General features: G+C 41.4%; 26 protein-coding genes. 4 read left to right on the forward strand and 22 right to left on the reverse strand.

Annotated features, from left to right (window positions below; all coding sequences use genetic code 11):
* Positions 1 to 107: 107 nt before the first annotated feature.
* From NR125_RS00500 to NR125_RS00585, 18 genes are all read right to left on the reverse strand, one after another.
* Positions 108 to 902 carry an ABC transporter ATP-binding protein gene (locus NR125_RS00500; RefSeq protein ID WP_009334748.1) on the reverse strand — a complete coding sequence of 265 codons (795 nt, stop codon included), beginning with the start codon at positions 900 to 902 and terminating at the stop codon, positions 108 to 110.
* Complete coding sequence (locus NR125_RS00505; RefSeq protein ID WP_009334749.1) at positions 877 to 1908, reverse strand: ABC transporter permease; 1032 nt, start codon at positions 1906 to 1908, stop codon at positions 877 to 879. The genes NR125_RS00500 and NR125_RS00505 overlap by 26 nt, the downstream gene beginning before the upstream one ends.
* 193 nt (positions 1909 to 2101) lie before the next feature.
* Positions 2102 to 3112, reverse strand: coding sequence for an ABC transporter substrate-binding protein (locus NR125_RS00510; protein WP_009334750.1), 1011 nt, complete (start codon positions 3110 to 3112; stop codon positions 2102 to 2104).
* A gap of 259 nt (positions 3113 to 3371) precedes the next feature.
* Positions 3372 to 4322 (reverse strand): NAD(P)H-dependent flavin oxidoreductase, encoded by a 951-nt coding sequence (locus NR125_RS00515; protein ID WP_009334751.1) that lies wholly within the window; start codon positions 4320 to 4322, stop codon positions 3372 to 3374.
* Positions 4323 to 4466: 144 nt separating this feature from the next.
* Entirely contained in the window at positions 4467 to 4967 is a 501-nt protein-coding gene (locus NR125_RS00520; protein ID WP_009334752.1) for a hypothetical protein, read from the reverse strand.
* On the reverse strand, positions 4951 to 5334 hold the full coding sequence (locus tag NR125_RS00525) for a hypothetical protein (RefSeq protein ID WP_256814620.1): 384 nt from the start codon (positions 5332 to 5334) through the stop codon (positions 4951 to 4953). Before NR125_RS00525 ends, NR125_RS00520 begins: the two co-directional genes overlap by 17 nt.
* Positions 5335 to 5562: 228 nt before the next feature.
* Positions 5563 to 6438, reverse strand: a complete 876-nt coding sequence (gene paaX / locus NR125_RS00530) for a phenylacetic acid degradation operon negative regulatory protein PaaX (protein ID WP_009334754.1) — start codon at positions 6436 to 6438, stop codon at positions 5563 to 5565.
* 189 nt (positions 6439 to 6627) lie between these two features.
* Complete coding sequence (locus NR125_RS00535) at positions 6628 to 7824, reverse strand: thiolase family protein (protein ID WP_071157777.1); 1197 nt, start codon at positions 7822 to 7824, stop codon at positions 6628 to 6630.
* Complete coding sequence (locus NR125_RS00540; protein ID WP_192908552.1) at positions 7821 to 8687, reverse strand: 3-hydroxyacyl-CoA dehydrogenase; 867 nt, start codon at positions 8685 to 8687, stop codon at positions 7821 to 7823. Before NR125_RS00540 ends, NR125_RS00535 begins: the two co-directional genes overlap by 4 nt.
* 116 nt (positions 8688 to 8803) lie before the next feature.
* Positions 8804 to 9577: an enoyl-CoA hydratase-related protein gene (locus NR125_RS00545; RefSeq protein WP_071157781.1), complete on the reverse strand. Its 774-nt coding sequence runs from the start codon at positions 9575 to 9577 to the stop codon at positions 8804 to 8806.
* Positions 9578 to 9595: 18 nt separating this feature from the next.
* Complete coding sequence (locus tag NR125_RS00550) at positions 9596 to 10375, reverse strand: enoyl-CoA hydratase-related protein (protein ID WP_019382967.1); 780 nt, start codon at positions 10373 to 10375, stop codon at positions 9596 to 9598.
* Positions 10368 to 10676: an EthD family reductase gene (locus NR125_RS00555; RefSeq protein ID WP_009334759.1), complete on the reverse strand. Its 309-nt coding sequence runs from the start codon at positions 10674 to 10676 to the stop codon at positions 10368 to 10370. Before NR125_RS00555 ends, NR125_RS00550 begins: the two co-directional genes overlap by 8 nt.
* A 184-nt stretch (positions 10677 to 10860) precedes the next feature.
* On the reverse strand, positions 10861 to 11343 hold the full coding sequence (gene paaD / locus NR125_RS00560) for a 1,2-phenylacetyl-CoA epoxidase subunit PaaD (RefSeq protein ID WP_026041811.1): 483 nt from the start codon (positions 11341 to 11343) through the stop codon (positions 10861 to 10863).
* 36 nt (positions 11344 to 11379) lie between these two features.
* Positions 11380 to 12201: a 1,2-phenylacetyl-CoA epoxidase subunit PaaC gene (gene paaC, locus NR125_RS00565; RefSeq protein WP_019382965.1), complete on the reverse strand. Its 822-nt coding sequence runs from the start codon at positions 12199 to 12201 to the stop codon at positions 11380 to 11382.
* Positions 12194 to 12544 (reverse strand): 1,2-phenylacetyl-CoA epoxidase subunit PaaB, encoded by a 351-nt coding sequence (gene paaB / locus NR125_RS00570; protein WP_009334762.1) that lies wholly within the window; start codon positions 12542 to 12544, stop codon positions 12194 to 12196. The genes paaC and paaB overlap by 8 nt, the downstream gene beginning before the upstream one ends.
* Positions 12545 to 12569: 25 nt before the next feature.
* A complete protein-coding gene (paaA, locus tag NR125_RS00575; RefSeq protein ID WP_009334763.1) occupies positions 12570 to 13529 on the reverse strand; it encodes a 1,2-phenylacetyl-CoA epoxidase subunit PaaA in 960 nt (319 codons plus the stop codon).
* 34 nt (positions 13530 to 13563) lie between these two features.
* On the reverse strand, positions 13564 to 14871 hold the full coding sequence (locus NR125_RS00580; RefSeq protein WP_019382964.1) for a phenylacetate--CoA ligase family protein: 1308 nt from the start codon (positions 14869 to 14871) through the stop codon (positions 13564 to 13566).
* A 344-nt stretch (positions 14872 to 15215) separates the two neighbouring features.
* Positions 15216 to 18602, reverse strand: coding sequence for a hypothetical protein (locus NR125_RS00585; RefSeq protein ID WP_256814621.1), 3387 nt, complete (start codon positions 18600 to 18602; stop codon positions 15216 to 15218).
* A 360-nt stretch (positions 18603 to 18962) separates the two neighbouring features.
* Between NR125_RS00585 and NR125_RS00590 the strand changes: the two genes are divergently transcribed.
* Both NR125_RS00590 and NR125_RS00595 read left to right on the forward strand, forming a co-directional pair.
* On the forward strand, positions 18963 to 20147 hold the full coding sequence (locus NR125_RS00590) for a processed acidic surface protein (protein ID WP_256814622.1): 1185 nt from the start codon (positions 18963 to 18965) through the stop codon (positions 20145 to 20147).
* Positions 20144 to 20740, forward strand: coding sequence for a class D sortase (locus NR125_RS00595; protein ID WP_009334767.1), 597 nt, complete (start codon positions 20144 to 20146; stop codon positions 20738 to 20740). Before NR125_RS00590 ends, NR125_RS00595 begins: the two co-directional genes overlap by 4 nt.
* Before the next feature lie 53 nt (positions 20741 to 20793).
* On the opposite strand, the gene NR125_RS00600 is transcribed toward NR125_RS00595, so the two are convergent.
* From NR125_RS00600 to NR125_RS00610, 3 genes are all read right to left on the reverse strand, one after another.
* The gene (locus NR125_RS00600; RefSeq protein WP_009334768.1) at positions 20794 to 20985 is read right to left on the reverse strand and encodes a hypothetical protein; all 192 of its coding nucleotides are present in this window, start codon (positions 20983 to 20985) and stop codon (positions 20794 to 20796) included.
* Positions 20986 to 21359: 374 nt separating this feature from the next.
* Complete coding sequence (locus NR125_RS00605) at positions 21360 to 22079, reverse strand: YebC/PmpR family DNA-binding transcriptional regulator (RefSeq protein WP_256814623.1); 720 nt, start codon at positions 22077 to 22079, stop codon at positions 21360 to 21362.
* A 191-nt stretch (positions 22080 to 22270) separates the two neighbouring features.
* Entirely contained in the window at positions 22271 to 23224 is a 954-nt protein-coding gene (locus tag NR125_RS00610) for a Gfo/Idh/MocA family protein (RefSeq protein ID WP_009334771.1), read from the reverse strand.
* A gap of 168 nt (positions 23225 to 23392) precedes the next feature.
* On the opposite strand from NR125_RS00610, the gene NR125_RS00615 reads away from it, so the two are divergent.
* On the forward strand, positions 23393 to 23623 hold the full coding sequence (locus tag NR125_RS00615) for a hypothetical protein (protein ID WP_009334772.1): 231 nt from the start codon (positions 23393 to 23395) through the stop codon (positions 23621 to 23623).
* Positions 23624 to 23891: 268 nt separating this feature from the next.
* On the forward strand, positions 23892 to 25145 hold the full coding sequence (gene cypC, locus NR125_RS00620; RefSeq protein ID WP_256814624.1) for a CYP152 family fatty-acid peroxygenase CypC: 1254 nt from the start codon (positions 23892 to 23894) through the stop codon (positions 25143 to 25145).
* Between the two features lie 115 nt (positions 25146 to 25260).
* On the opposite strand, the gene NR125_RS00625 is transcribed toward cypC, so the two are convergent.
* Positions 25261 to 26376, reverse strand: coding sequence for a thermonuclease family protein (locus NR125_RS00625; RefSeq protein ID WP_256814625.1), 1116 nt, complete (start codon positions 26374 to 26376; stop codon positions 25261 to 25263).
* Positions 26377 to 26487: the final 111 nt, after the last annotated feature.

A 26487-nucleotide genomic window follows, 5' to 3' on the forward strand; every position in this document is an offset into this window, starting at 1 on the left:
TACGTTAAATAAATAGTCAATAAATTGTAAAAACTTTAAAAATTCTTTTGATTCCCTTCCATGCAAAAAGGATTAACCAGCAAAATTGGCTAATCCTTTTTATTTTTCTAAGAAAGCAAAGCACGATCACTTGCCATTTTTGTTCCGCGAATCCGCTGAAATTCGTTTAGCAGCTGTTCAATTGTCAGATGCTGTTTCTGTTCATCATCTACTTCAAGAATAATCTGGCCTTTATCCATCATAATCAGCCTATTACCTAAATCCAGCGCCTGCTGCATATTATGAGTGACCATTAAAGTGGTTAAATTGTACTTTTTAACAATTTCTTTTGTCAGATTCGTTATAAGCTCTGCACGAGCCGGATCAAGAGCAGCGGTATGTTCATCGAGCAATAGAATGGATGGCTCTGTGAAGGTAGCCATTAGTAATGAAAGTGCCTGCCGCTCTCCTCCTGATAATAAACCAACCTTTGCATTTAGACGGTTTTCAAGGCCGAGATGGAGGGTTTCCAGAACTTCTCGAAAATAGTCTTTGCGCTTTTTCGTAACTCCTTTTTTTAATGATCTTGTTTTATTTCTTGAATATGCCATGGCAAGATTTTCTTCAATTGTCATGGACGGAGCGGTACCAGCCATCGGATCCTGAAAAACCCGGCCTATGAGCTTTGCCCGATTATATTCAGACATGCCCGTGACATTTTGGCCATCGATATAAACGGAGCCGACATCAGGAATCATGACACCGGAGATAATATTCATTAAAGTGGACTTCCCTGCGCCATTACTTCCAATTACGGTGACAAAGTCCCCCTCATTTAATGTGAGATTGATCGTATCAAGTGCAATCTTTTCATCTGGAGTCCCTTCATTGAAGACTTTATGAATCTGATTTAATTGCAGCACCAGTCTCACCCTTTCCGCCTGATGGCAATTCACTTATGTTCATGCTTCCTGCCAGTCTTTTGGCTTTCCGTTTCTTCTCCTTAGTGCGGTCAATAATTTTCGGCATTATTAAAGCAAGGATTACAATTGTTGCTGTAATCAGCTTCATATCACCCGGTTCCAGGAACTCTACCCTCAGTGCCATGGTCACTACAATGCGGTAGATAATTGCTCCGCCAATAACCGCTAGAGTAGTTCTGGCAATGGTTTTTGTGCCAAATAACGCTTCACCGATGATGACTGAAGCAAGCCCAATGATAATCATTCCGATACCCATACCAACATCGGCGAATCCTCCCTGCTGGGCAATCAATGCTCCGGAGAAAGCGACCATTGCATTGGAAAGGCCGAGCCCCAAAATCACCATCATGTTGGTGTTGGCAGAAAGACTGCGGATCATTCTCTTGTTGTCGCCTGTAGCCCTTAAAGCTAAACCAATCTCCGTCTGAAGAAACCGATCTGTCAAAAATTTTATTGCCAATGTTACAACTAACATAAATATGATAATGCCCCATGTTCTCGGGAGGCTGCCGCCAAGTCCCGCCATGGTCAATAGACTGTTGAAAAAAGAATCAATTCCTGTTTTATCCCAAAAATCCCTGACATGTGTAATAGCAGTTTCTGTGTTCAAGAGCGGAACATTTGATTTACCCATGATACGAAGGTTTATTGAATACAGAGCAATCATCATAAGGATTCCTGATAAAAGCGCATTGATTTTTCCGAAAGTATGAATAATACCAGTAAGGCAGCCGGCAATAAAACCTGCAAATAAGGCAGTAATCGTAGCCAAAAAAGGATTAGCACCGCTGACAATCATGGTTGCGGCTACCGCCGCTCCAGTCACAAAACTTCCATCGACTGTTAAATCAGGAAAGTCAAGGACCCTGAACGATAAATAAACTCCAAGTGCCATAATTGCGTAAATAATACCTGACTCAAACGCACCGAATATGGCTGTAAACACTAAGAATCACACCCTTTATAAATTGAATAAGAAATTAAAACATGCCGTCACTCGACAAAAACGTTAGCTTTTAGTAGGAGCGCCGCCCCCCTCAAGGTGTTGAGGATCGGCAAGGCGCTTCCGCTTTTCTTCTTGGCTAATAGCTTAGAAAGCAGCCGGCCGGATATTGCATTGTCAGCCGGCAGATTTACATTTACTCTTCATGGAACTCAGCGAAATCAGCCCATTCTTCTTTTACTTCCAGTCCTTGTGCTTCAGCTGCTTTTTTATTGATCACCAGTTTGAGGCTTCCAGGAAGCTCAACCGGAATTTCAGATGGCTTTTTATTTCCTTTTAAGATCTCAGCGGCCATTTTGCCTGTCTGATAACCTAGATCGAAATAGTTGAATCCGCTGGCTGCAATAGCCCCGCGTTTCATGGAATCCAGTTCACCCACAAATAAAGGGATCTTTTTGCTGTCAGCGACAGAAATAACCGATTCAAGCGCAGACACAACCGTGTTATCTGTAGGGATATATATGGCATCTACCCTTCCAACAAGAGAGTCGGCCGCCTGCTTAACTTCAGCAGAGGTTGAAACAGATGCTTCAACAATTTTTGCTCCTTTTGGTTCTGCAAGTTCTTTTACCTGCTTAACCTGTACCTCGGAATTTTGCTCTCCAGAATTGTAAATGATGCCAATATTCTTAACACCCGCTTCATCAATCATAAAATCAATTGTTTTTGAAGTTCCTTCCGGGTGGTTATCTGTAGTACCTGTAATATTGTCTCCAGGCTGATCAAAGGATTCAACAAGGCCGGCTCCAACAGGGTCTGTAACAGATGTGAAAAGGATCGGAATGTCCTTCGTCGCATTTAGAGCACTCACGGCACTCGGAGTAGCATTTGCAAAAATCATATCCACTTTATCGCCGACAAAATTATTAGCGATCGACTGCGTGTTATTCATGTCAGCCTGAGCATTTTGGAAATCGAATTTTACATTATCGCCTTCTTTAAACCCTTCATCTTCCAATGCTTTTTTAAATCCCTCTGTCGCAGCATCTAAAGATGGATGTTCAACAAATTGTGTGATGCCAATTGTGTATTGCTTCTTCTCATCTCCTTCTGAAGAAGAACCACTGGATTTTTCCTCTCCGCAGCCGCTTAAAACAAGCATTCCTGCAGCCATTAATAAGGAAAGAGCTTTTAACGATTTTTTCATTATATGACCCCCTATTCAAATTTATTAACTATCAGCTTGCTGATAGTTTAATCCTGCTATGTATGCGCTTACATCTCGAAGTGGAAAACAGTACGCAAAATGGTTTTCACCATTTATATGATATTTACTTTCAATATCGTAAATACAACGTTATATTATCACCCTAAGCATTTGAGTGTCAATAATATTCTAAAAATTTAATATATTTAATAAGTTATGATGGCATAAAAAAACAAGCAGGAATATAACTGCCTGCTTGCTAGTTTAATAGCTTTTTAGCCTTATGAAGCTGAAGTTTAGCATCCTCTATCATATTATCCAAAAGCTCCTTTACGCTTGGAAGATCAGCAATCAGGCCAGCTATCTGCCCGCTGTTCATAAACCCTTCATCACCGTTTCCATTTATTGCTCCAATTTTATGATAGTCTTCTGAAGTAAGTTTATTAAACTCATCAAGACTGATGCCCTGTTTTTCGTAATCCAGCAATTTATTGGCATACCCGGTGGAAAGCACTCTTCTTATTCTTCCAACTGAACGCCCCACTATAAGGGTTTCATGATCGGATGCTTCAATAATTTTCTGTTTATATTGCGGGTGGAATGGTGCTTCCTTGGTTGCTATGAATCTAGTGCCCATTTGCACACCGCTTGCCCCCAGGGCAAGCATGGCAGCAAGCCCTTTGCCATCACCGATACCCCCGGCAGCCACGACAGGGACTGACACCACTCCTGTAATCTGAGGGATTAATACGAGTGTAGTGGTTTCAAGAGAACTATTGATTCCTGCTGCCTCATACCCTTCAGCAGCAATAATATCCGCACCGGCTGTCTCTGCTTTCAGCGCCTGTCTTACTGAAGCAGCTACAGTTATAACTTTCACACCTTTTTCATGCAGCTTAGGGATAAAAGGAGTCGGGTTTCCCGCCGAAAGGGATACGGCTGGAATCTTATGTTTAATTACAAGGGAAAGGATTTCCTTTACATAAGGGGAGACACTTAATGCTACATTAACTGCAAATGGCTTATTTGTTAAACTTCTTGTTTCCTCAATTATCTTCTCAACATCCTCAGGAGGCATTGTTCCTGCTCCGATGGTGCCCAGCCCTCCAGCTTCCGAGACTGCCGCTGTTAAAATGGCATTGCTGATATTCCCCATGCCGCCCTGAATAATTGGATATTTAATATTTAAAATGTCCGTTAATATATTCAATTAAATTCCTCCTTCGTTAAAATAATGTTATACTAATTTTAATAGTTTGACAATTAGGAGCACATATACTTAACAATGAAGGATGCAGTCAATGCCTCAGGTAAAATACCCTTTCATTCACATCGCCGTTTTGCAGACAGGCCTCTATTCATTCCCCTTTTCCATTTTCAGCGAAATTTTATAAAACATTATTTGCAGGGTCTGAACAAATGCATATATAGGGAAAGACCAGGCCATCTGATAGCCCTTTTCATAATGAAATATGCCGAGCTTAACAGAGAACCATTCAATCACTACAGCCAAAATAGACCAGAGTGTGACATACAGGATATTCATATATCCCTTTAGATTTAATTTCACATATAAATAAATGAAAAAGTAACTGTATGGCCCGTACATAATATAGCTTAAAAAATCAATGAATTGATATTTTGATGTATCATTGACATCATAATAATCCCACGCCCCGACACTTATGGTGTGATCGAAGAACATCCCGATAAATATGCCTATGGTGATATGTACTGCCGTTTCCAAGCCAGAAAATTTTTTAGGCAGTTTCCATATAAGAATTAGCGATACCAGTAAATTGGCCAATACAAACCATTCATTTGCGTCAAAAGCTCTTTCATAAACCTTTACCATAATTAGTAGACTCCTGCATTAGATACATTAACACCTTGGATAATCCGAGGCCGGCAATCAAGAAAGCCGTATTACCTATGCCAGCTTTGAGTAAATTCCAGTTTAAATATGTAATTACTCCAGAAGTGCTGCTGAAAAGATCCATACCAAGAAGACAGATTAAGAATAAGGCGAAGACAGTTATCCTTTTTACACCAGATGGAGTTTTCCAATAAATATTTATAAACATAAGAACTAGAATGGGGCCAATAATTTCACGATGAATCAAGAATACAATAAATAAAATAGAATCTTCTGTAATATGAATCCACTTTAATTGAAGAGCAAGTATGGTTGTGTAATTTCGGGCTGCAATTGAAATTAGCATAAGAACCAGAGAGTTTTGCAAAAAGGAAAGCTTTTTTCTATAAAGAAAAAGAAACTTAGTGTATAAAATGCAATTACAATTGCTGCAGGCAGAATCATTAAATCACCTTATGAGGCTTATTTTTAAATACCATCATACATTTAATATTGTTTTGGTAAGATGCATTTATTCATTAATCCTATGATTGTATAAATGAAAGAGCCATCCTGCCTGCAAGATGGCTCTTTCTCACTCAACCATATAGGGATGATTTAATGCGTCATAATCAGCATCCCTGTTTTTAAGTTCATTTCCTTCCTTAAAAACACTTTCAAAAAACCTTGATGCCGGTTCTGCCAGTTCTTTATAATATTCACTGAATAAAGCAGCAGCATGACCGCCCAGCCATTTATCAGGAAGAAGTTCTTCGGGAAGCCCCGGATCCACAAAGAGGAATTTCCGGTATTCATGCACAAGCTTTGTTCTTTCCACAAAACATTCTGCATCAGTCATATTCCCCTTTTGGATTTTATTTTTATCAATGATATATTTCTGGCTGTATTCCGAAATAAACTCCTGGTATCTTTCATTGATTTCTGTCAGGTTCCAGCTTTTTTCAACAATTTCGATATTCTTATGCGGACCTGCATACCTGGCAATAAAGAAATCAACATAGTCGGCAATTTCATATTTCTCAATCAAATCAAATACTTGTTTCTCAAGATTATTAGCTGAGATCCAGCAGCTGCTGGACATGGAGCCAAAACCGCTCCAAACTAGTTCCTTCCGCAATTCATCACGCACATTGCGGATTTCTTCCGGGATGGTATACATAAGCATTCGCCACTTGCCATCCCACTCTTCAGGCTTTAATTTAAAGATACGCTTAGCCGCTTCCTCAATCCTTTTCTGCCCTCTTGGCGTTAAGGAATAATAGCTTTTATTGCCGATCTTTTCTGCACTTACCCATCCCTGCTTATTCATTCTTGAAATAGCAGCTCTGACAGACTGATCATTATGCCCAAATTCGCTTAAAAGCTTGATAAGGCTGCCAATCCAAATGTTGCTTCCATAATGTGAAATATAATCGCCATAAAGTGTGAAAATCATTGACCTTGTATTCAACTTGCATTCATCCTCATTTCATCATGTGGGTTGAACGGAAAAAATTCGTTATATACAATTGTACTAAAATTAGATAGTTTTGAACAACACTTTTTCGGCATACTAAATAATTTGACTGCCTCTGCCTTCATTCTATACCGCCCAAGTCTTTATAAACCCTAAAAACCATAGAGTAAAAAGTCTCTATGGTCATCGCTCGACGATTGTAGAAATCCCCTGGCCAACTCCCACACACATCGTTGCCAGGCCGTATTTTGAATTCCTGCGCTTCATTTCATGCAATAAAGTTGTCAGAATACGGGCACCGCTCGCCCCAAGCGGATGGCCAAATGCAATCGCTCCGCCATTTACATTTACCCGCTCCGAATCGGCGCCAAGTTCTTTAATGCAGGCAAGGGATTGTGAAGCAAAAGCTTCATTTAATTCGGTTAAGTCTATATCATTCATCGTAAGACCAGCCCTCTTCAATGCTTTCTGAGTGGAATAAACAGGACCTGCCCCCATAATCGAAGGCTCAAGCCCTGCTGTTGCGGATACAATATAAGTTCCAAGGGGCTGTAATCCAAGTTCACTCGCTTTTTCCTCTGACATTAGCAGCAATACAGATGCACCGTCGTTAACACCTGAAGCATTACCTGCTGTTACAGTTCCCCCCTGAAAAATGGGTTTTAAGCTTGAGAGCTTATCAAAAGTAGTTTCCGGACGGGGATGCTCATCACATGAAATCGTTATTTCATCCCCTTTTTTATCCATGTATGTAACAGGAATGATTTCATCGTCGAATTTGCCTTTTTCAATAGCTGATTTTGCTCTCTTCTGGCTTTCAAAAGCAAACAGATCCTGCTCTTCACGCGATATGCCATACTTTTCGGCCACATTTTCTGCTGTTTTGGGCATGCTTTCAGCACCGTACATTTTCTCAAGCCTGCTATTTGTAAATCGCCACCCGATGGTTGTGTCATACATCTCCATATTCCCTCTTGGAAACTCGCTGCTTGGTTTTGCCATGACAAATGGGGCACGTGTCATGCTTTCCGTACCGCCTGCAATAAAAATATCTCCTTCTCCGGCTAAAATGGCCCGTGCAGCATAATTAACAGCATCTAAACCAGACCCGCAAAGCCGGTTAACAGTTGAAGCAGCCACTTCGACAGGCAAACCGGCAAGCAAAGCTGCCATCCTGGCTACATTGCGATTATCTTCACCTGCCTGATTGGCATTTCCCAGTATGACCTCTTCAATTTCTGCAGGATTCACCATCGGATTTCTATCCAGCAGAGCCCTAATGACGATAGCTCCCAAATCATCCGGACGAATATCCTTTAACCCGCCTTTATATCTTCCGATCGGAGTCCTGACAGCATCCACAATTACTGCTTTTCTCATTGCTTAACTCCCTCTCTGGCAGTGTAATCAAAAACACCCCTGCCCGACTTGCGTCCAAGCCTTCCAGCTTTTACATATTGTTCAAGGAGCGGTGCCGGCCGGTATTTTTCTCCCAGCTTACTGTGAAGGTATTTTAAATTATTCAGGCGTGTATCGAGGCCGACAAGATCGCCAAGCTCGAATGGCCCCATTGGATAATTCAGTCCAAGCTTAATTGCCTTATCAATTTCTTCAGGTGAGCCGAGACCTTCCTGCAGCATATAAAATGCCTCATTACCAACGAGCGCACTGATTCTGCTTGTTACAAATCCTGGAAACTCATTAATGACTACTGTTTCTTTCCCCATTTGCTCAGCAGCACGTTTAATTGACTGTGCTGTTTCTTCGCTGGTTTCAAGCCCTTTAATAATTTCAACAAGCGGCATTTTTTGGACAGGATTAAAGAAATGCATGGCAATCACTTTGTCCGGACGTTTTGTAAATGATCCAATCTCGGTTGGACTCATGGTAGAGGTGTTTGTTGCAAAACAGCAGTGCTCAGGTGCGTGCTGGTCAATCACCTCAAAAATATTTTTCTTAATATCCATCACTTCAGGGACTGCCTCAATAACAAGATCAGCTGCACTTACATGCTGAGCAAGACTTACAGAATAGGTAAGACGATTTTTGCCTGCTTCCATATCAGCGGCTGTTATTTTATTCCTGGCGAGTCCTTTTTCAAAGATGCTATCAATCTCTCTTTCCGCACGGGTTAATTGTTCCCGGCTGATATCTACAAGAGTGGTGTAAAATCCTCCGATTGCACTGACATACGCAATCCCCCGCCCCATCACGCCTGAACCGATTACGACTATATTTTTCATGGTGTAATCCCCCTTTCAGTTTATAAAAATGCGAGCACCCGAAGAGATGCTCGCAAGAAGAACATAAAACGGGCAAATACTTTAATAGGATTCTAATTCCTTTAATCCAGCAAAGTCTATTTCCCTTGAAACACAGGCTTTCGCTTTTGCATAAATGCGGCAACACCCTCTTTATGGTCAATAGTAAGGCCAGCCAGCCTCTGTCCCTGTGCGTCTCTCTCCAAACATTCTTCTAAAGTGGATTCCCAGCTCGCTTTCAGGTTTTTCTTTATTATCGCAATCGCCGCTGTCGGCATGCCGGCAAGCCTTTCTGCAAAAGCAGTTATTTCATCCTGCCATCTCTCCATAGGAATTACCTTAGTAGCCAGGCCAAGCTCTTTGGCTTCCTGAGCATTAACCTTTTCACCGAGCACTGCAAGCTCCATGGCTTTCGCATGACCGATCAGCTTTGGAAGAAAGTAGAGATTCCCGGCATCAGGCACCAGCCCGACATGGATAAAAGCTTCTAAAAAACTGGCTTTATCAGAAAGAAGCCTGAAATCGCATGCTAATGCGAGACTCATGCCTGCACCTGCTGCCACCCCATTGACCGCTGCGATAACCGGCTTCTTACATTTATGAAGCTCCAATACCATTGGATTATAGAATCGGCGGAGTACCTCGCCGTGATCCATATCCTCATTTACTCCCTGAAGGTCCTGGCCAGAGCAAAATGCACGTCCTTCGCCTGTGATAACAAGACATCTGACTTCTTTATCCCGGCTTGCCTGTTTTATGGACTGCTGAACCTCTTTATTAAGCTGTTCTGTGAATGCATTCAGTTTATCCGGGCGGTTTAATGAAATCCAAGCAACACCGTTTGCGACCTCATATTTCACCGTTTCAAACATTTGCTATGTACACCTCCTCTACTTCCCTTTAAATTGCGGCTTGCGTTTTTCAATAAAGGCATTCATTCCTTCTTTTTGATCTTCTGTCGAGAATAATAAATAAAAATTCTTCCGTTCGAATTCCATTCCCTCATTTAATGATGTATCAACTGCCTTAAGGACTGCTTCCTTTATGAGGCGTATCGCAATTGGCGCCTGATTGGAAATTTGTTCAGCCGCTTTTATCGTTTCTTCCAAAAGAAGCTCTTCTGATATAAGCTGGTTGACGATGCCATGTTGAAGCGCTTCTTTGGCCGTGATTCTTTTGCCGGTAAAAAGCCATTCCATTGCTTTCGTTTTCCCAACAAGCTTAGTAAGCCTCTGTGTGCCGCCTGCGCCAGGCATTACTCCCAGGTTTACCTCAGGAAAGCCAAATTCCGCATTATCAGCGGCAAAAAGCAAATCACAGCATAAAGCAAGCTCAAAGCCCCCGCCAAGGGCAAAACCATGAACCGCCCCTATAATCGGTTTCTTGATCATGGCAAGGCGATCCCAATCTTTAAATTGATTGCGAAGCTCAAAATCTATTGTCTGGTCGTTTGCCATCTCATCAATATCTGCTCCGGCAGCAAATGCTCTGCCATTGCCGCATAATACGATAGCCTTAATGTTGCTGTCAGCCTCAAACCCTTCCATCGCATCCAGAATCTCTGAAATCATTGAGCGGTTGATTGCATTTAAGACTTTTGGGCGGTTTAAAGCAATTAAGCCAAGCTTTCCATGCTGTGAAACTTCTATAGCTTCATAGCTTTTACTCATCTGCTTCCTCACCAATCATAAGAGTGATAATATCACCTGCAAATTTCATGGCGTCTTTTCCTGATGCCTTGCCTTCATCTGTTCTCATAGCCTCCTGTAAAGCTTCATGGCTGTCATAGTACATTTCGCACATCAAATAGTACTTCCCTTCGCCCCCCATAGGACTGCCAACAATTTTTGTAACCTCCATCTTGCGGAGACCCGGAATTTTGGCTGTAAGCGGCGCGTGCGTATTAAAATAATGGTCATCAAATGCCTCCTTATTTTCAGGGTGCTTATAAAGAGCGATTAATTTTACCATTTGTCAACTTCCTTTCAGGTTTAGTGGATTTGATTCATTTAATAGTATTCCTGGAGCCGGATTCATATGTTATTTGTGTTATCTCCAGGAATTTATCAATAAAGAATTAACAGTTTATCCAGCATCTTAAAATAGCATTAGACACAATTTGACCGGTTTTTATAACAGATTCGAAAGTCCTTATCTACATCATCGTTGATACAGGCTTCATAGCTTCAAAGGGGTTCCTGCAGGATTTGCAGTATAAAATACTGCGGCAGGCTGTAGGACCAAACAGGTTTTCCATTGTCGTATATGTGGATCCGCAAAAAGGGCAATCCACATGCCATTCACCTGTTTCACTTATTAATTTTGGAGGCGGCGCAATCCCGAATTCCTTTAGCTTTAACCTTCCTGTTTCTGTTACCCGGTCAGACGTCCAGGGCGGATGATAGATAAACCGGACTTCTATTTTTTCAAATATCCCTGCCTTGTCTATTTCGATTTCCACGTTTTTTCGAATGATATCCAGTGCAGGGCATCCCATAAAAGTAGGCAGGAGTTTCACCATTACTGAATTGCCCTCCACCTCAATATGCTCCAGCATTCCTAAATCAACAATAGAAATGGTATCTATTTCAGGGTCCATAACATTATGAAGCGCCTCCAACGCGGTTTTTATCAACATTTGATCCTGCTCCATTTACATCACCCTTTAAAGAACTTACCAGCTTGCAGCTGGATTTATATTATACACCTCGCTCAAAGTGGCTAAAGCAGCATCAAGGTCGGCTGTATGCTCTCCTATACGGCCATTGCCATTTTTCATTGCAAGGTCTGCCTCTGAGACTGCCAGATTGATAGATTCAAAAACAGGCTTCATGATAAGCAGCCATCGCTGCTTTAACACCTCTTCCGGTTCAATAAGACCATGTTCCGCCATATCTTTTGCCAGCGGTCCCAATGTTATAACTCCTTCAAAATCGGCTAAAACCTTCCCAATGGCTGATTCCATTCTCGTTCTGGCTTCCCCGCCAGCCTTCATCAGCTGGTTAAACCATGTTTTCCAGTGAAGGAGATGATAATAAAGCTCCATATTAACCTTTAATGCCACCTCGGCTAAAGGCTGATAAGAAGAATTTTTCAGAGAGTCCAATCTGATTTTTTTTGATTGGATATAAAAATAATTTCTTGCTACTGCGAATGCCCAGTCATATTGTGCTGTAGACAAGTAATGACCTGGACCATTTACCGCTTCCAAAAGGACAGCATTTCTCCTTTCGGCCGCTTTTCTCGCATGGGCAAGACTGTCTACAGTGCCTTCTCCAAGATCCTCCAGCAGCTGATAAAACATGGCGGCGTGACCCATGGTATCCTGGCTGATGGATGAAAAGGCGACATCCTCCTCTATATGAGGCGCCAGCCCAAGCCACTCTGAACCCCGGTAAGCAAGGATGAAGTCATCGTCAGCAAGCTGATATAATAATGATGTCAGTGCCGGCTTTATCCCAGCGCCGATTGGCATTTTATTAACTGGCTCAGTCATCTTTCTTCATCCCTCCCCATGATAGAATTTCCTTCTCATCAAGCATTTCCTGCTCGTAGTGGCGCCACTTTTTCTTCAAATATCCGTATCCTTTTGTCGTGCGGTACTCTTTGTTATCCAAACGCTGAAGTGATTGCTTTTCTTCCGGTGTCAGCTTCCGGATATCAGAGCGTTTGACGACCCAGATATCAGCAACCGGTTCTCTCCGCATAAAATTTTCCTGTGCCATGACGAGTGCAAGCTCGCGATTTGGTGCCAGCAGGGAAAATTGATATTGCAGAGGCGAGGTATCGGTTCTTTGACTAAAGACTTCGAATTCCTGATAAAATCCTTCGTTTCCCAAAGGAGACCCCTCCCATCTGAACGGTTTAGTTTGCAGTATTGAGAGCTTCGCGCACCCATCTGTTAGTCTCATAAGCTGTGCGGCGAAGCCCGAGTCGCTCCTGAGATTTTGGCCCATTATTTTTAATAATGTCCTTGAACTTATTCCAGTCAGGCTGCCTATAGACCCAAAGCTCCTGATTCTGGTCAAAATGCATTGTCTCATCCGGCAGTTTAAGGCCAAGCGAGAGAACGCGCGGAATATACTTTGTAAAAAAGTCCTGCCTTAAGTCTTCGTTCGTCTTTGTCCGGATTCTATATTTTATCGTTGTATCCTGTTTGGAAGTGCCGGTAGTAGAGGCATCACCAGGGCCAAAGAACATTAACAGCGCTTCCCACCAGCGGTTAACCGCATCCTGAACCATCGCTTTCTGCTCCGCCGTTCCTTCAGCCAGTGCCATGATGATTGCTTCACCATGCTGGGCATGAAAAACCTCTTCCGCGCAAATCCGTTTAAGTGCTCTTGCATAGGGCCCATATGAAGCATTAAGCATATTGGTCTGGGTAATGATAGCAGCACCGTCAACCAGCCAGCCGATCAGCCCGGCATCCCCCCATGTTGGAGCCTCCATATGAAAAACATTGTGGAATTTCAGTCTTCCGCTGAATAAATCCTGCATAATATCTTCGCGGGTTTTCCCAAGAGGCTTCATTAAATCCTCTGCAACACGAAGCAGCAGCTGTCCATGCCCCATCTCATCCTGCACCTTTGCCATGATACCCAGCTTGCGTTTTAATGAAGGGGCTTTCGGCACCCATTCCTTTTCAGGAAGTGCTCCCATAATTTCACTGATACCATGCATCGAAATCAATTTGATTAATGTCATTCGGTAATCTTCAGGCATCCAATCATCCGCTTCAATTTTCTCTCCTGCATTTATGCGTTTCATGAACTGCTCGTATTTTTGTTCTTCCGTCATCTCTTGAAAGAAAAGAGCCTCTGACATGTGATTCACCCCCGTCGAGTTAAAAATTACTGATTCAGGTTACCGCATTTTCCACTGCCGGATTTACAATTCTGACAGCTTTCCCATCCGATCTTGGCAGCGTTTTAGGCGGATGGAGAACAAGTCCAATGGTAATAAAGCAATTTTGCTTCACTGCTTCCTTGATCTTCTTTTTTACATGTTCTGCTTCTCCCATATCTCTATAAAACTCTTCGCTCCATTCAGCATGAAGCTCCAAAACTTTTAAACTTCCCTTGTTATACACTTGGATATGGTAGTGGGGAGAAAGCTCAGGCATCTGAAGAATGCACCGTTCGATTTCGGAAGGAAAGACGTTTACACCATTTACATTAAGCATATCGTCTATGCGTCCTTTCACACGGCTCATTCGAAGCGTTGTTCTCCCGCAAACACACTTCTCTTTAGAAAGGGAGGCGATATCACCCGTTCGGTAGCGAATCACCGGAAAAGCTTCCTTCGTTAAACTTGTAAAAACAAGCTCCCCTTCCTCTCCGTTTGGAAGCGGTGTCATTTTTTTCGGATCGATTACTTCTGCATAAAAATGATCCTCTGCAATGTGCAGGCCGTCCTGGGATTCATGGCATTCCATGGCTACACCTGGTCCAAGAACCTCACTTAGCCCATAAATATCGCATGCTTTAATCCCAAGCTTAGCTTCTAGTGTTTTCCTCATTTCTTCGGACCAGGGCTCTGCACCAAAAATCCCATACTTTAATGATGTATCAGCCGGGTCCATTCCCCTCTCCTCCATCTTCTCTGCTAAATTAAGGATGTAGGAAGGAGTTCCGCAAATAACTTCAGGCTTAAAGTCTTGAATCAGCATAATTTGTCTGTCAGTATTTCCTCCAGAAACGGGTACGGTAGCCATGCCAAGCTGTTCGCTGCCATAATGCAGTCCCAATCCACCTGTAAAGAGGCCGTATCCGTAAGCATTATGCAATGTCTGACCAGGTTCGCCTCCTCCGATGGAGATTGCCCTGGCTATCAGATTGCTCCACATTTTGATGTCATTTCGTGTGTAGCCCACTACAGTCGGCTTTCCGCTCGTTCCCGATGAAGCGTGCAGACGGACAATTTCTTTTTTATCCACAGCAAAAAGCCCGAATGGGTAATGTTCCCGCAAATCTGCTTTAACAGTAAAGGGCAGCTTTTGAATATCATTCAGGCTGTTAACGTCTTCAGGTGCAATATTACTTTCCAAAAACTTTTTCCGATAAAAAGGCACATGATTAAATACTCTTTCCACTGTCTGCTTGAGCCGGTCCAACTGCAATTGTTCTATAAAATCGCGGCTTTCCGTTTCAATATCATGCAGAATCAAGACATGACCTCCCAGATTTTCATCATATTAAGATAGTAATTTTATATAACGTTAAAATATCGTTAGATGAAATAAGTGTTATATGTTTAACACAAAGATACCGTGTAAACAGGTAAAAGTCAACTTATTTTCTGAAAATTTACTCATTTTTTTAAAAGCGGAAGCGCCTTGCTCACCACCGACAAGCACAAGACGAGCCTTCCGGAAAGGAGTTTTTTGCCTTTTTGGGAGGATTGGCTTGTGACCTCGAGGGGGTAGGCGCTGAAGCTAGACAGTTATCGACGTACAAATTTATACATTCTGAAGTAATAAAAAGACCTAGCCCGAGGGCTAGGTTAACTTTCTTAGGACCATTCTTTTAATTTATTCTTTATGCTATTTTTCCATTTAGATATTAAAGGCTCCTCACCTTTAGCTGTCTTTTGCTTCTGCCATTCATTATAGCTTGCTGCAGAAATGAGGATAGATCCTGCAATTAAAAGATACGCCCACCAAGGAAGATTTCCCCAATAAGGTCTTGTTTGCAGCAGCACATTCAGGAGCAGTACCCCAGATCCAACAAAGAAATAGGACTTTATTCTCCAGAAGGAGCCAGCTAGCATTGAAATCAGGGAGAGCGTGCCAACTATAAGTGCATCATAAACCGTATTGCTGGCAAGGCCATCCTGTACGAGCAGCAGGGAAACCGTTATTAGAACTGACCACTGAATTTTGTTAGTCGGTGCTGCGTATTGCCCTTTAAGCACTTTCTTGACAAAAATAATCAGGATAATCCATGGAAGCACGTATGCCTCCCTTATGAAAAGGTCCGGCAGCTCAATATTATTTAGTAAACTATAATAAGGCTCCAGCAATACCGCTCCCGACAGCAATCCAGGCAGCCATACGTATTTTGATGCCATTCTGCCCCTCTGTAAAAATAAAAGTGTGCTGATCAGGAGGCCAGGGAGAACTTCCGCCCATAGGGAAACTGCCGGAAAAAGATAGGCGGTAAGGAAAAATAACAGCGAGAAAATAGTGTAGCTATCAGCTTTTTTATTCATAAGAATTTTGGCATATACCATTTTGCCGATGATTGCCGATGCCAGGCCGAAACCAGCTACAACCAAAATTTTCATATCTGGAGCGATTCCGTTAATGAACAGGAATTTGAGTACTGCCGTACATATTAATAACAATGGAACTGCAGTCAATATATCAAGTTTAGTTCTATGCAAATATACGATCAATCCTGCAGAATAGATAATAGAAACGAAAAACGGCACATCCCCAAAGGGATATGAAGTTAAAAATGCCAGGATCCCAATCACAGACCAGGGTATAAGAAAGTAAACACTTCTCATTTTATCTTGAGTTTTTCCGGTTAGCCAGAATAAGAATACGGCACAGCTGACTAAAAGAACGGCATACTCACTGAAGTTCTCTTCCCATACATGATTCATTCCCGTTAAGATTACCATGAACAAAGTTAAGAATGAGCTGTAGAGGAATATCTTTACCTTCCACTCTTTAAAAGAAACCCTGAAACTGATCCAATAGGCTGCCAGGGTGACCAGGAAGGACCAGAAACTATTTTCCCTATAGATAAAAAATGTCAGGATCATGGCAAACGGCATGAAAATATGGCCAATCCAGCTGAACCCTCTTGACAGGACAAAGTCTTTATTAGAAATATAGAAAGCCGCACCAAGCAGAATCCATGCCCCTAGGGGAAATTGCACCCAATTAAAAAATGTAAAGTTAAATGGCAAACCAATCAAGATCATAAAATAAGCAAAAAGTGAAATCGATGCTGACACAAACGGAATCCAGCTTTGTTTATGGAATCGATACAGGGCAAGATACATCATAATGCCGCCTATAAATACTGCCGGTCTCATCCAGACTTCATTGATTGACAAAGCAACTGCTGTAAATAGTGAGATTGTATAAAATCCCAATGAGATTAAAAACACGTTTCCGGCTTGAGTTTTGTGCCCTTTCTTAGAAAGAGCGCCATAAAGGATAAGCAGGGCAATACTTGCCATTACGGTATTCATGGCCATACCTAACTCATTCTGATAAAAGCTTGAGCAGCTTCGCAGATGTTCACCATAAAACATAAAGGCAAACCCGATTGACAAAGGAATGGCCCAGGGAATTGCTTCTGTATAACATACCCTATTTTCAGCCTTATTCATGAGGTACATGACAAAGCTAAAGATTAATAGCATGGAGCCTGCAGCGAGCCAATCAAGTAATCCTGCTGCAGTCACAACTGAAAATAACATAATACTAACAGCCACATCTCGTGAGCTTGATTCCACCACTTTTAAGAGCGGATACTTCAGCAGATACCCTAAACTTATAAAAAGCACAAAGCCAATGAAGAAAACAGGTAAAGATAGATTATTGAACGGGGCGGCTTTATCCAGCATTAATACTAGTTCAAATAGAGCAGAGGCTAAAAACACGGGTGCCAAGTAAGCAAATAGCCCGTTTTCCATAACATTTGCCAAATATAGAAACTGCACCGCAAGAATAATGTAAGCCAGCAGCAGTGCTGCAGAGGGTTCGCCGGCCATTAACAGGAGACCTTCAACTGAAATATAGAGAAAAGCAAGTATGGAAACCGCTGCACTGGTCAGTCTAAATATCTTATCCCAGGAATAGTGCTTATCCATAACTCTAGGAACAAACAGAAAACCAATCCCTATAAGCGCAAATAAAACTGGTCCTGCCAAATGTAGAATCGTATTTTCAATCAGCTGATAGGCACCATAGACAATCAGTAAGCTGAAGACAAAATGAAACTCCTTCCTGCCTGTTACATACACCATTGATAAGTAAACGGCTGCCGTCAGCAGAATATTCAGACTGTATAAAACATGGCTATTGAAAAATACAAGCATCAATAATGTAGAGATTACTAAATTGATTTGAGCAAAGTAAATCAATTCTCCCGAAAACAGTTTAAGGGAAGCCTGTTTTTTCAGGCGATGATAGGCTGCAGATAGCAGCGCATTGAAAATTATCAAACCAAGATAAAAACTGTCATTTTCAAGATTGAATGCTGCCAGGGTATAACCTGCCCCAGCAGACAGGGCAATATAAGCAAACCATACAAAAAGACGTGAGCCCAGCTTCTGTGCAAATATACTGTATACTGGAACGACCAGTAAACTGCCAGCTGCTCCGAGTATAAAGCGTCCTTCCCCATAAAAAGAAAGATAAGGGCCAAGCAATTTAAACCAGCCTATGGATAAAATAAATATTGGCAAGAATAAACTCCCTAGAACAATAAAAGCAAACGACGTTCTTTCTATCTTTAATAACTTACCCGAAATAAAGGCAAAGCCATAGAAAATAAGTGAAACAACAGCAATGGATGCACTTTTCATGAAATTTGACATTGTATCCCAATTGCTTGTTGCCACAAAAAGTCCGCCGATAAGGAGCAGGATGACTCCAACATTCAGCAGCCAGGAAATGTTTCTTTCACGGATTTCTTCCTGAGATAATTTCTTTTTCACTGTTTTTTTTGCTGTCTGAATGGGCTTTTGCTTGATTTCTTCTGCAGCTTTTGCTGCCTTAACCTGCAACTGCTTCAGCTCTTCAAGGTCCTGATAGTACTGATAGTGGGCTTTCAAGGTGATTTCATAATGTTCAGATGTTATATAATCTTTATCTTTCAATTTCGTAAGTTCAACTTGAAATATGTTCTGATGATATTTTTCTGTTTCGGGCTTCAAGGGATCCACCTCTTTTAAATCGAATAATATTCGATTGTTTCTATTAGTGTAATTTTACACATTTTAAACTAATTAATCAATCCCTGTTTTGGCATTTGTTACTTCTCAAGGATGTTTATATAAATATTATTTAATTACAGGAAGAAATGGGATTTTAAGGAGATTCGCGCGCGCTTCTTGCCCAAATTATCCCACTCCAATTTTTAAACCCCTTGATTAACCTGCGTTTTCCCCGTCCCTTTCTGCTGCAAAAAAATCCAAATATTATATCTAATAAAATGTTAAATAACAATTCTATCCGAAAAATATTTTTTCCATTATATTATTCTAGAATTTATTACTTATATGGAGGAACTATCATTGAAAAGACTAAGTATAATTATTGCGTCCATCTTATTGTTAAGCTTGTTTCCGGCTGTCAGCCTTGCAGCACCAAGTGAAGATGAAGTGGCTGAATTCGTGAAGGAAACAAATTGGTCTGAAGAAGGATTAATTGACCACCTGGAATATTTTTGGGATATGAATATCGAAGATTTCGATACGTTGGAGGAAATGATCGAATATCTGGGTGAGCCTATTACTGAAGAAAATCTCCAGCAGCTCTTAGCTGAATATGATTTTGAAAATGAGGAAGAGTTAGTGGCACTGCTTGCGGAGAATGGAGAAATGGAAACGACTGATGATGTTCGGGATGTTTTCCGATATATTGATGCCCTAGATTCCACTGTATCTTTTTTAACATATACAGGCACTGAAATTAACGAAGAAACTCTTAAGCAGCTATTAAATGATTACGGGCTTACAAAAGAAGAGCTCATTTCCCTGCTTGAGGAGAACGATGACTCCCTTGAAAACTACGAATATATTGAGGACCTTGATATCATGGTTTCCATTTATTTAGGTGGAGATGAATTGCCTGGTGAAGACGAAATGAACCAAATACTCGCAGATATAGATCTTACCGATGAAGAACTTGAAGCATTATTTGCACATTTTATGACTTTGGATTTCGAGAACCCAGACTTGCTTGATAAAATGATGGACCTTGAAAGCCGTTTAATGGCATTTGGCGAGTTTGATAGTGCCGGGGATTTAACAGAAGCAGAAATAGCTGAACTTATCAGCATTATGCAGGAAATGATGGATCTATTCCAGCTTGATGCCGAGTTTTATCTTGTGAAAGATGGCGAAAAAACCCATTTAACAACAGCTGAAATGGTTGCTTTGGAAGAAACAAAAGGCCATGACCTGCTTATTGAACTTTATAATACTCAAGGCCAGTTCCTGGCAGATATGATTATTACAGCTGAGATGTTCAGTTCAGAGCTAATTGAAGACACAGTGACTGATTTGAATCAGGCGGAAACTGTTATCAAAAAGCAGGGTCCTGCTAAAGTCAAACCAGTTTCCAAACCCCCAAAAACTGTAAAAGGCGGAAAACTGCCAAACACAGCAGGCAACTATATTGAAGGAGTATTAGCAGGCATCGGTCTGATCCTTATAGGAATGGCCATTTTACACAGTCGGAAAGTGAGAGCTGCGTGAAAAGGAAACTTACATTAAAAGGAGCTATTGGTCTAACGTTTATTTTGGGTGGAATTTGGATTGCCGCTTCAAATTTTATGCCATATTTGAATAGCCAAAAAACTTCAGCCCATATAGATCCCTCCAGCACTGGAAAAACAGATGTGAAGACTGAACAAAAAACGGAACAGCATAGCCTATACACTGTCCGTCCTGAAATGGGAGAAGAAATGGGCGTACTATCAATACCTAAAATATCGGCCCATCTTCCAATCTTCCATGGTACGGACGAAGATGAGTTAGAAAAGGGAGTTGGCCATTATGCCGGCAGCGTCCTTCCAGGAGAAGAAGACAATTCAGTCCTTTCCGGCCACCGGGATACAGTCTTTCGCAAACTTGGAGAAGTAGACATTGGCGATTTGCTTGTCGTGAACACTTCTGCTGGTGAATTTACCTATAAAGTTCGTAAAGTAAGAATCGTCGATGCAGACGACAGAACCGTAATTGTACCTAAGCCGAGAGCAACTCTTACTGTCACAACCTGTTATCCTTTTGACTTTATTGGCGATGCACCACAGAGATATATCCTCATTGGAGATCTTGTAAGAAAATGAAAAACCCGCTAACCAGGCGGGCTTTTAGAGGGAGGCCGTTTTTGGCCTTCCTTTTATTCTGTAATTGTGACTAACTTTACATCTGCAAAATCAAATCGATGGTAGTGGCCTTCAGTACATGTTAGTTCTACAAATCCTTCCAGGTCTTTAATGCTTCCAATTACTTCGGATTTATTTTCTGCTTCAACCTCTTCTGTTACGGTAACACCTTTTTCAAAAGTATAAATAACCTTAAACGTATTCATGTGTGCTTAACTCTCCTTTCCCCATTCAAGTTCCCGTGTACACAGTATTTAAACACAGAAATTTCTATTGCAGTTATTTTCCATTAGTCAGACTTAACTCCAATGTATCTTTGGATGGGAAATTAGGGACAATACTTACATTCGGCAAGGAGATAGCACTTAATAGCAAATTGCTATTCGACAGATATCGGCTGATATCACCATAAAACCATATTTTTTTCAGCAGTTTTGCAAAAGAGAGTGAATTCAATTTGATAATCCAGTATTCCTTTTTTTCCATATGCATAATACTTTATACTGGATTTATTAGTTTACATAATAAAATTATTTTACAAAAAAGAAGTCCAGCAATTAAGTGGACTTCTCTTTCTCTATTATTCACCTAGGTCTGCATTATGATAAACTCTCTGGACATCTTCCAGATCTTCAAGGGCGTCAATCAGCTTTTCAAATTGAGCCTGTGCATCAGCCTCAAGGGTGACTTCATTTTGCGGGAGCATTGTTAATTCAGCAACAGCAAACTCATTGATGCCTGCTGACTTGAATGCTTCCTGAACTGCATGAAACTGATCGGGTTCTGCATAAACGATTACCGTATCATCTTCTTCCAGAATATCACGTGCATCTACGTCTGCTTCCATCAGGATTTCCAGGACTTCTTCCTCCGATATGCCTTCAATGCCGATAACTGCGGTTGAGTCGAACATATAGGAAACGGATCCGCTCACGCCCATATTCCCGCCATTTTTTCCGAATGCAGCACGTACGTTAGAAGCTGTGCGATTTACGTTATTAGTCAATGCATCGACTATTATCATGGATCCGCTAGGCCCGAATCCTTCATAGCGAAGCTCATCATAGTTTTCTTCCGCTCCGCCTTTTGCTTTTTCAATTGCACGATCAATGATATTTCTTGGCACGTTATATGTTTTTGCACGTTCGAGCACAAATTTTAAAGCCTGGTTTGCTTCCGGATCAGGCTCCCCTTGCTTGGCAACCACATATATTTCAAGTGCAAACTTGGAATATACACGGCTCGTATTTGCGTCTTTTGATGCTTTCTTTTCTTTAATATTGTTCCATTTACGGCCCATATGTCCCACTCTCTTTCAACTTTGGATCTATGAAATTTATGATTAGTAATAGAGTCTTCTTTACTGGGAAGAACTCTCACCTGATTATTATACATTAAAACACCTGATTTTTTCGAGTATTGTTTCATAAGAAGAAGCATGGGACTTCCAGGGTAACGATAAATAAAAAAGAGACACAAATGTGCCTCTAATTAGCTTAATAGGATTTTTTCCAGTACCTTCTGCACCTGATACCCTTCTTTAAAGGAAACCAATAATGCGTGTTCTCCTCTTATTGCTTTGCAGAGTTCTGCAGGCAGACTGTTTTCCGGCTCATCAAGCCTTAAAATTTCTCCGCTGTTTTCGGACGTACTCTGTACAAGAACACTCCAGTTCTGCATATCCAACGTGCCCTTTTCACCAAAAACCTTAAAAGACAGATGTTCTTTTTGTCCAATTCCCGCTATACCGTTTAATAGAACAGGAATGCCGCCTGAAAGCTTCAATGATGTGGTAAAGCTGGTTTCACATAGATGTTCATTATCCGGATATTCCACAAAAGAACGGACATGGAGCAGCTCTCCGAAGGTGTCCAGAATCATATGAACAAAGTGAGGAGCTACTTCCCGGATAAAGCCTCCCTGTTCCCTGCTGGAAATCCAATCGTTCTGCTGCCATTCACGCGGCCATTGTGTAAATTGCAGGTGCAGTTCTACCTTCTTAATCTCACCCAGTTCACCATTCTGTATCTTTTCCCTAAACATTTTAAAGGCTGGGCTGTATGCCATTGGAAAATTCATGGTATGGATGATTCCTGCATTTTCAGCAGCTTCATACATTTCCTTCGCCTCTTCAATGGAATTGGCCAGGGGCTTTTCACAAAGAAGATGCTTGCCGCTCTTTATAATATCCATGCTAATTGAATGATGCCATTTTGGCGGAACACCTAAATAGATGAGTTTTATCGTTTCGTCCTTGAGCAGATCGAAATGATTGGTATGTATCGCTGCATCTGGCAGCTCAGCTTTAAATTTATCTAATCGATCGGCTTTTCGATCACAAAGCGCTGCAATCTCAAACTCCTCATGCTGCCGAAATTGACGCAGTATCCTTTCCCCTACGGCACCCATTCCTATTAATCCAACTTTAATCTTTTCCTTCAACATACTTCACCTGCTTGTTTAATTTCATAGTTCTCAATTGAATTATACAGTTTATTATAAAAATTCTAAAGTTGCAAATTCTCTAATAAGTTAATAAACAAAAATATACTGGCCAATAATTGGATAGAAAAACAATGAATGGGGACATTAAAAATAATTAAGCATTAGGAGGTGTCATCATTGAACCTTGATAAGGATATGCAATTTGAAATCAAAAGTACTTTCGCGCCGAATCTTAACCGTTCCCAAACACTTAGAATTTTAGAGGTGACTCAGAACAGCGTTGTCATCCAGATGGACAGGTCAAATGGACGCGGAGTTTTCCCGGCAGATAATTTTCATTATTGGATTAAAAGAGGTTCCCTTATTAAATTGAATGACCATCATAAAAGAACCTCATAGAACACTGGGCAGGAGCCAGTGTTCTTTATTTTTTGGATCCGTCTATTAAAGCTTTATGACACTACCCTTATCTTTCTGCTTCAATCAGGCAGATCGCTGCCTGCAGGATAACCAGTTATCATTTACCTGCAGCCGAATCTATCCATTATCCCTCCTGTATACATATTTAATATTATAATGCTGGATCCTGAACAGGTTTAAAGAAATGAAATTAAGTAAATAGCCTAAAAGAATGGATTAATAATATTGAGACAAGGAGTATTGATAGATGACTAAACGTAACATCCCGCATGACAAAAACCTTGATAACAGCCTCACATTATTACAGGAAGGGTATCTATTCATTAAAAACAGAACAGAAAAGTACCAATCTGATCTATTTGAAGCACGCCTGCTGGGCGAAAAAGTTCTTTGTATAAGCGGAGAAGAAGCTGCAAAGGTATTTTATGATGACAGTCTATTCCAGCGAAAAGGTGCTGCGCCCAAAAGGATACAGAAGTCACTTTTTGGGGAAAATGCTATTCAGTCGATGGATGGTGAAGCACATATTCACAGAAAGCTTCTGTTCATGTCACTAATGACACCTCCACATCAAAAAAGGCTCACCAAGCTTGCCATACAGGAGTGGGAAGCATTAATCCCAAAATGGGAAGGAGCCAAGCATGTCGTTCTTTTTGATGAGGCGAAAAAGCTATTAACCCGCATTGCATGCAAGTGGGCAGGAGTCCCCCTTAAGGAATCGGAATTAGAGGAGCGTGCTGAAGATTTTTATGCGATGGTTGATGCTTTTGGTGCTGCAGGGCCTCGTCACTGGAAAGGCCGGAGAGCTCGATCCCGTACGGAAGAATGGGTAAAATCGATTATGGAAGGTGTACGCAATGGTACATACAGTGCAGAAAAAGGTTCCGCCCTGTATGAAATGGCTTTTCACAAAGAACTTAACGGCAGACAGCTTGATGTTCAGATGGCTTCGGTTGAATTAATTAATGTGCTGCGTCCAATTGTGGCCATTGCAACCTTTATCGTCTTCGCTGCCGTTGCTGTACATGAATATCCGGAAGTGAAACAGCAGCTGCAATCCGGGCCTCCGGAATATCTTGAGATGTTTGCTCAGGAAGTAAGACGCTATTATCCGTTTGGTCCTTTCCTTGGTGCAAGGGCCAGAAAGAATTTCACATGGAAAGAAGCTGAGATCACAGAAGGAATGCTTGTGCTGCTTGATATGTATGGTACAAACCATGATGAGCGGCTTTGGTCGTCACCGAATGAATTCAGGCCAGAAAGATTTAAAGATTGGGATGGAAGCCTTTTCGATTTTATTCCCCAGGGCGGTGGCGATCCTGCCAAAGGACACCGCTGTCCAGGTGAGGGCATTACGGTTGAGATTATAAAAACGAGTATAAATTTTCTGGTGAATTTTTTAGACTACAATGTTCCAGTTCAAAATTTAAACTTCAGCCTGTCCCGAATGCCTTCATTGCCAGAAAGCGGATTTGTCATGGATAATATTAGAAAGAAGTAAAAATAGGGGCATCCTGCTTATTAAAATGACAGGATGCCCTTAATATGGTTATTTCGCTATTAAGCAGTTGAACTTTAATATAAGTGGATGCAGGTTAATAATTGCTTAAAGTTAATCAGCGTTCACAGGCATAATTGTCCTTGTCTCTATCATGTTTTGAGTCATAGGCAGGATGTGTAGAAGGCACACCACTTGGATATACCTTCCTTAACTCGGTACAGTTTTGGTAGGACTCAGTGCTGCTGCCCGAACTGCTGGCTGTCCCACTGCTGTCATTCGACCCGCTTCCGCTGGCATTCCCCGAACTTGACGAAGAACTGCTGGCTGCTGCAGAATCCAGGTCCCCTTTAGTTGTTCCCTCATCCCCAAGAGCCCATAACCCTTTATTGGCTTCCCTTGCTTCCCTTCCAAATTCTCTGAAGTATTCACTGTATTTTACATCAGGATTATAGGTGGATGGCTCGGCATAACCATTCAGAACCAAGTGTGCATTGAACATTTTTTCACGTATTTCATTTTCGTCCATATCGTCAGTGGGGATGTCCACCCAAACAATTCTAAGCAGGCGGCCATACCGGTCTGTGTCAGTGACATCCTTTTGCATCCAGATTTTCTTGCCAGACAGCTCAGATGTGGTAAATTGGCTTGCTTCTTTTCCGTATTCTTCCACTCTCGTTGTTGATTCGGGAGTGTTCACTCCAATCAGGCGGACTTTCCTCCCGTCTGATGTTTCAATTGTATCACCGTCTACTACTCTGCCAACGGTAACTAGTTCCAGGCCCAAGCTCTCTGCAGCCTGATTTTGATCCTGTTCCTGTTTTTGCTTTTCAGCCTCTTCTTTTTTCTGTTTTTCTACCTGTTCTGCTTCCAGCCGGGCTTGCTCCTCTGCCTGCTTTTTGGCTTTCTCTTCTTTAGCCTTCTCTTCAGCAAGCTTTTCTTCTTCAGCCTTACCTGCTTCACCCTGATCTGTTACTATTTGTTTTTTCTCAGGCTCATTTACAGTTTCTGTTGCATCTGAATCTGCAGTTGCTAAAAAAATGGATAACACAAAACCTGCAGCCATAATCCAGCCAGATCTTTTGAAATTTATCTTATATTTTCGGTACTGATTATTTAAATATAATCCAATAAGAAAGACAGCTAACCCAATAAATGCGGCAGGAGCTGCAATTCCCAGTAACAGCATAAACACAATAGCAATAGTGATAATAGTCCATCTTATAACTTTCAAACTCTTTTTTCTCTCCCCTTTTTAAAGTTAACCTAAATTAGCATAAACTTTTTTCCACATAATTATAAACACCAATTCACTAAAGAATTGGTGTTATAACCCAATAAACTA

The organism is Cytobacillus sp. Bac17 (genome assembly GCF_024519925.1).
GTDB lineage: Bacteria > Bacillota > Bacilli > Bacillales > Cytobacillaceae > Cytobacillus > Cytobacillus pseudoceanisediminis.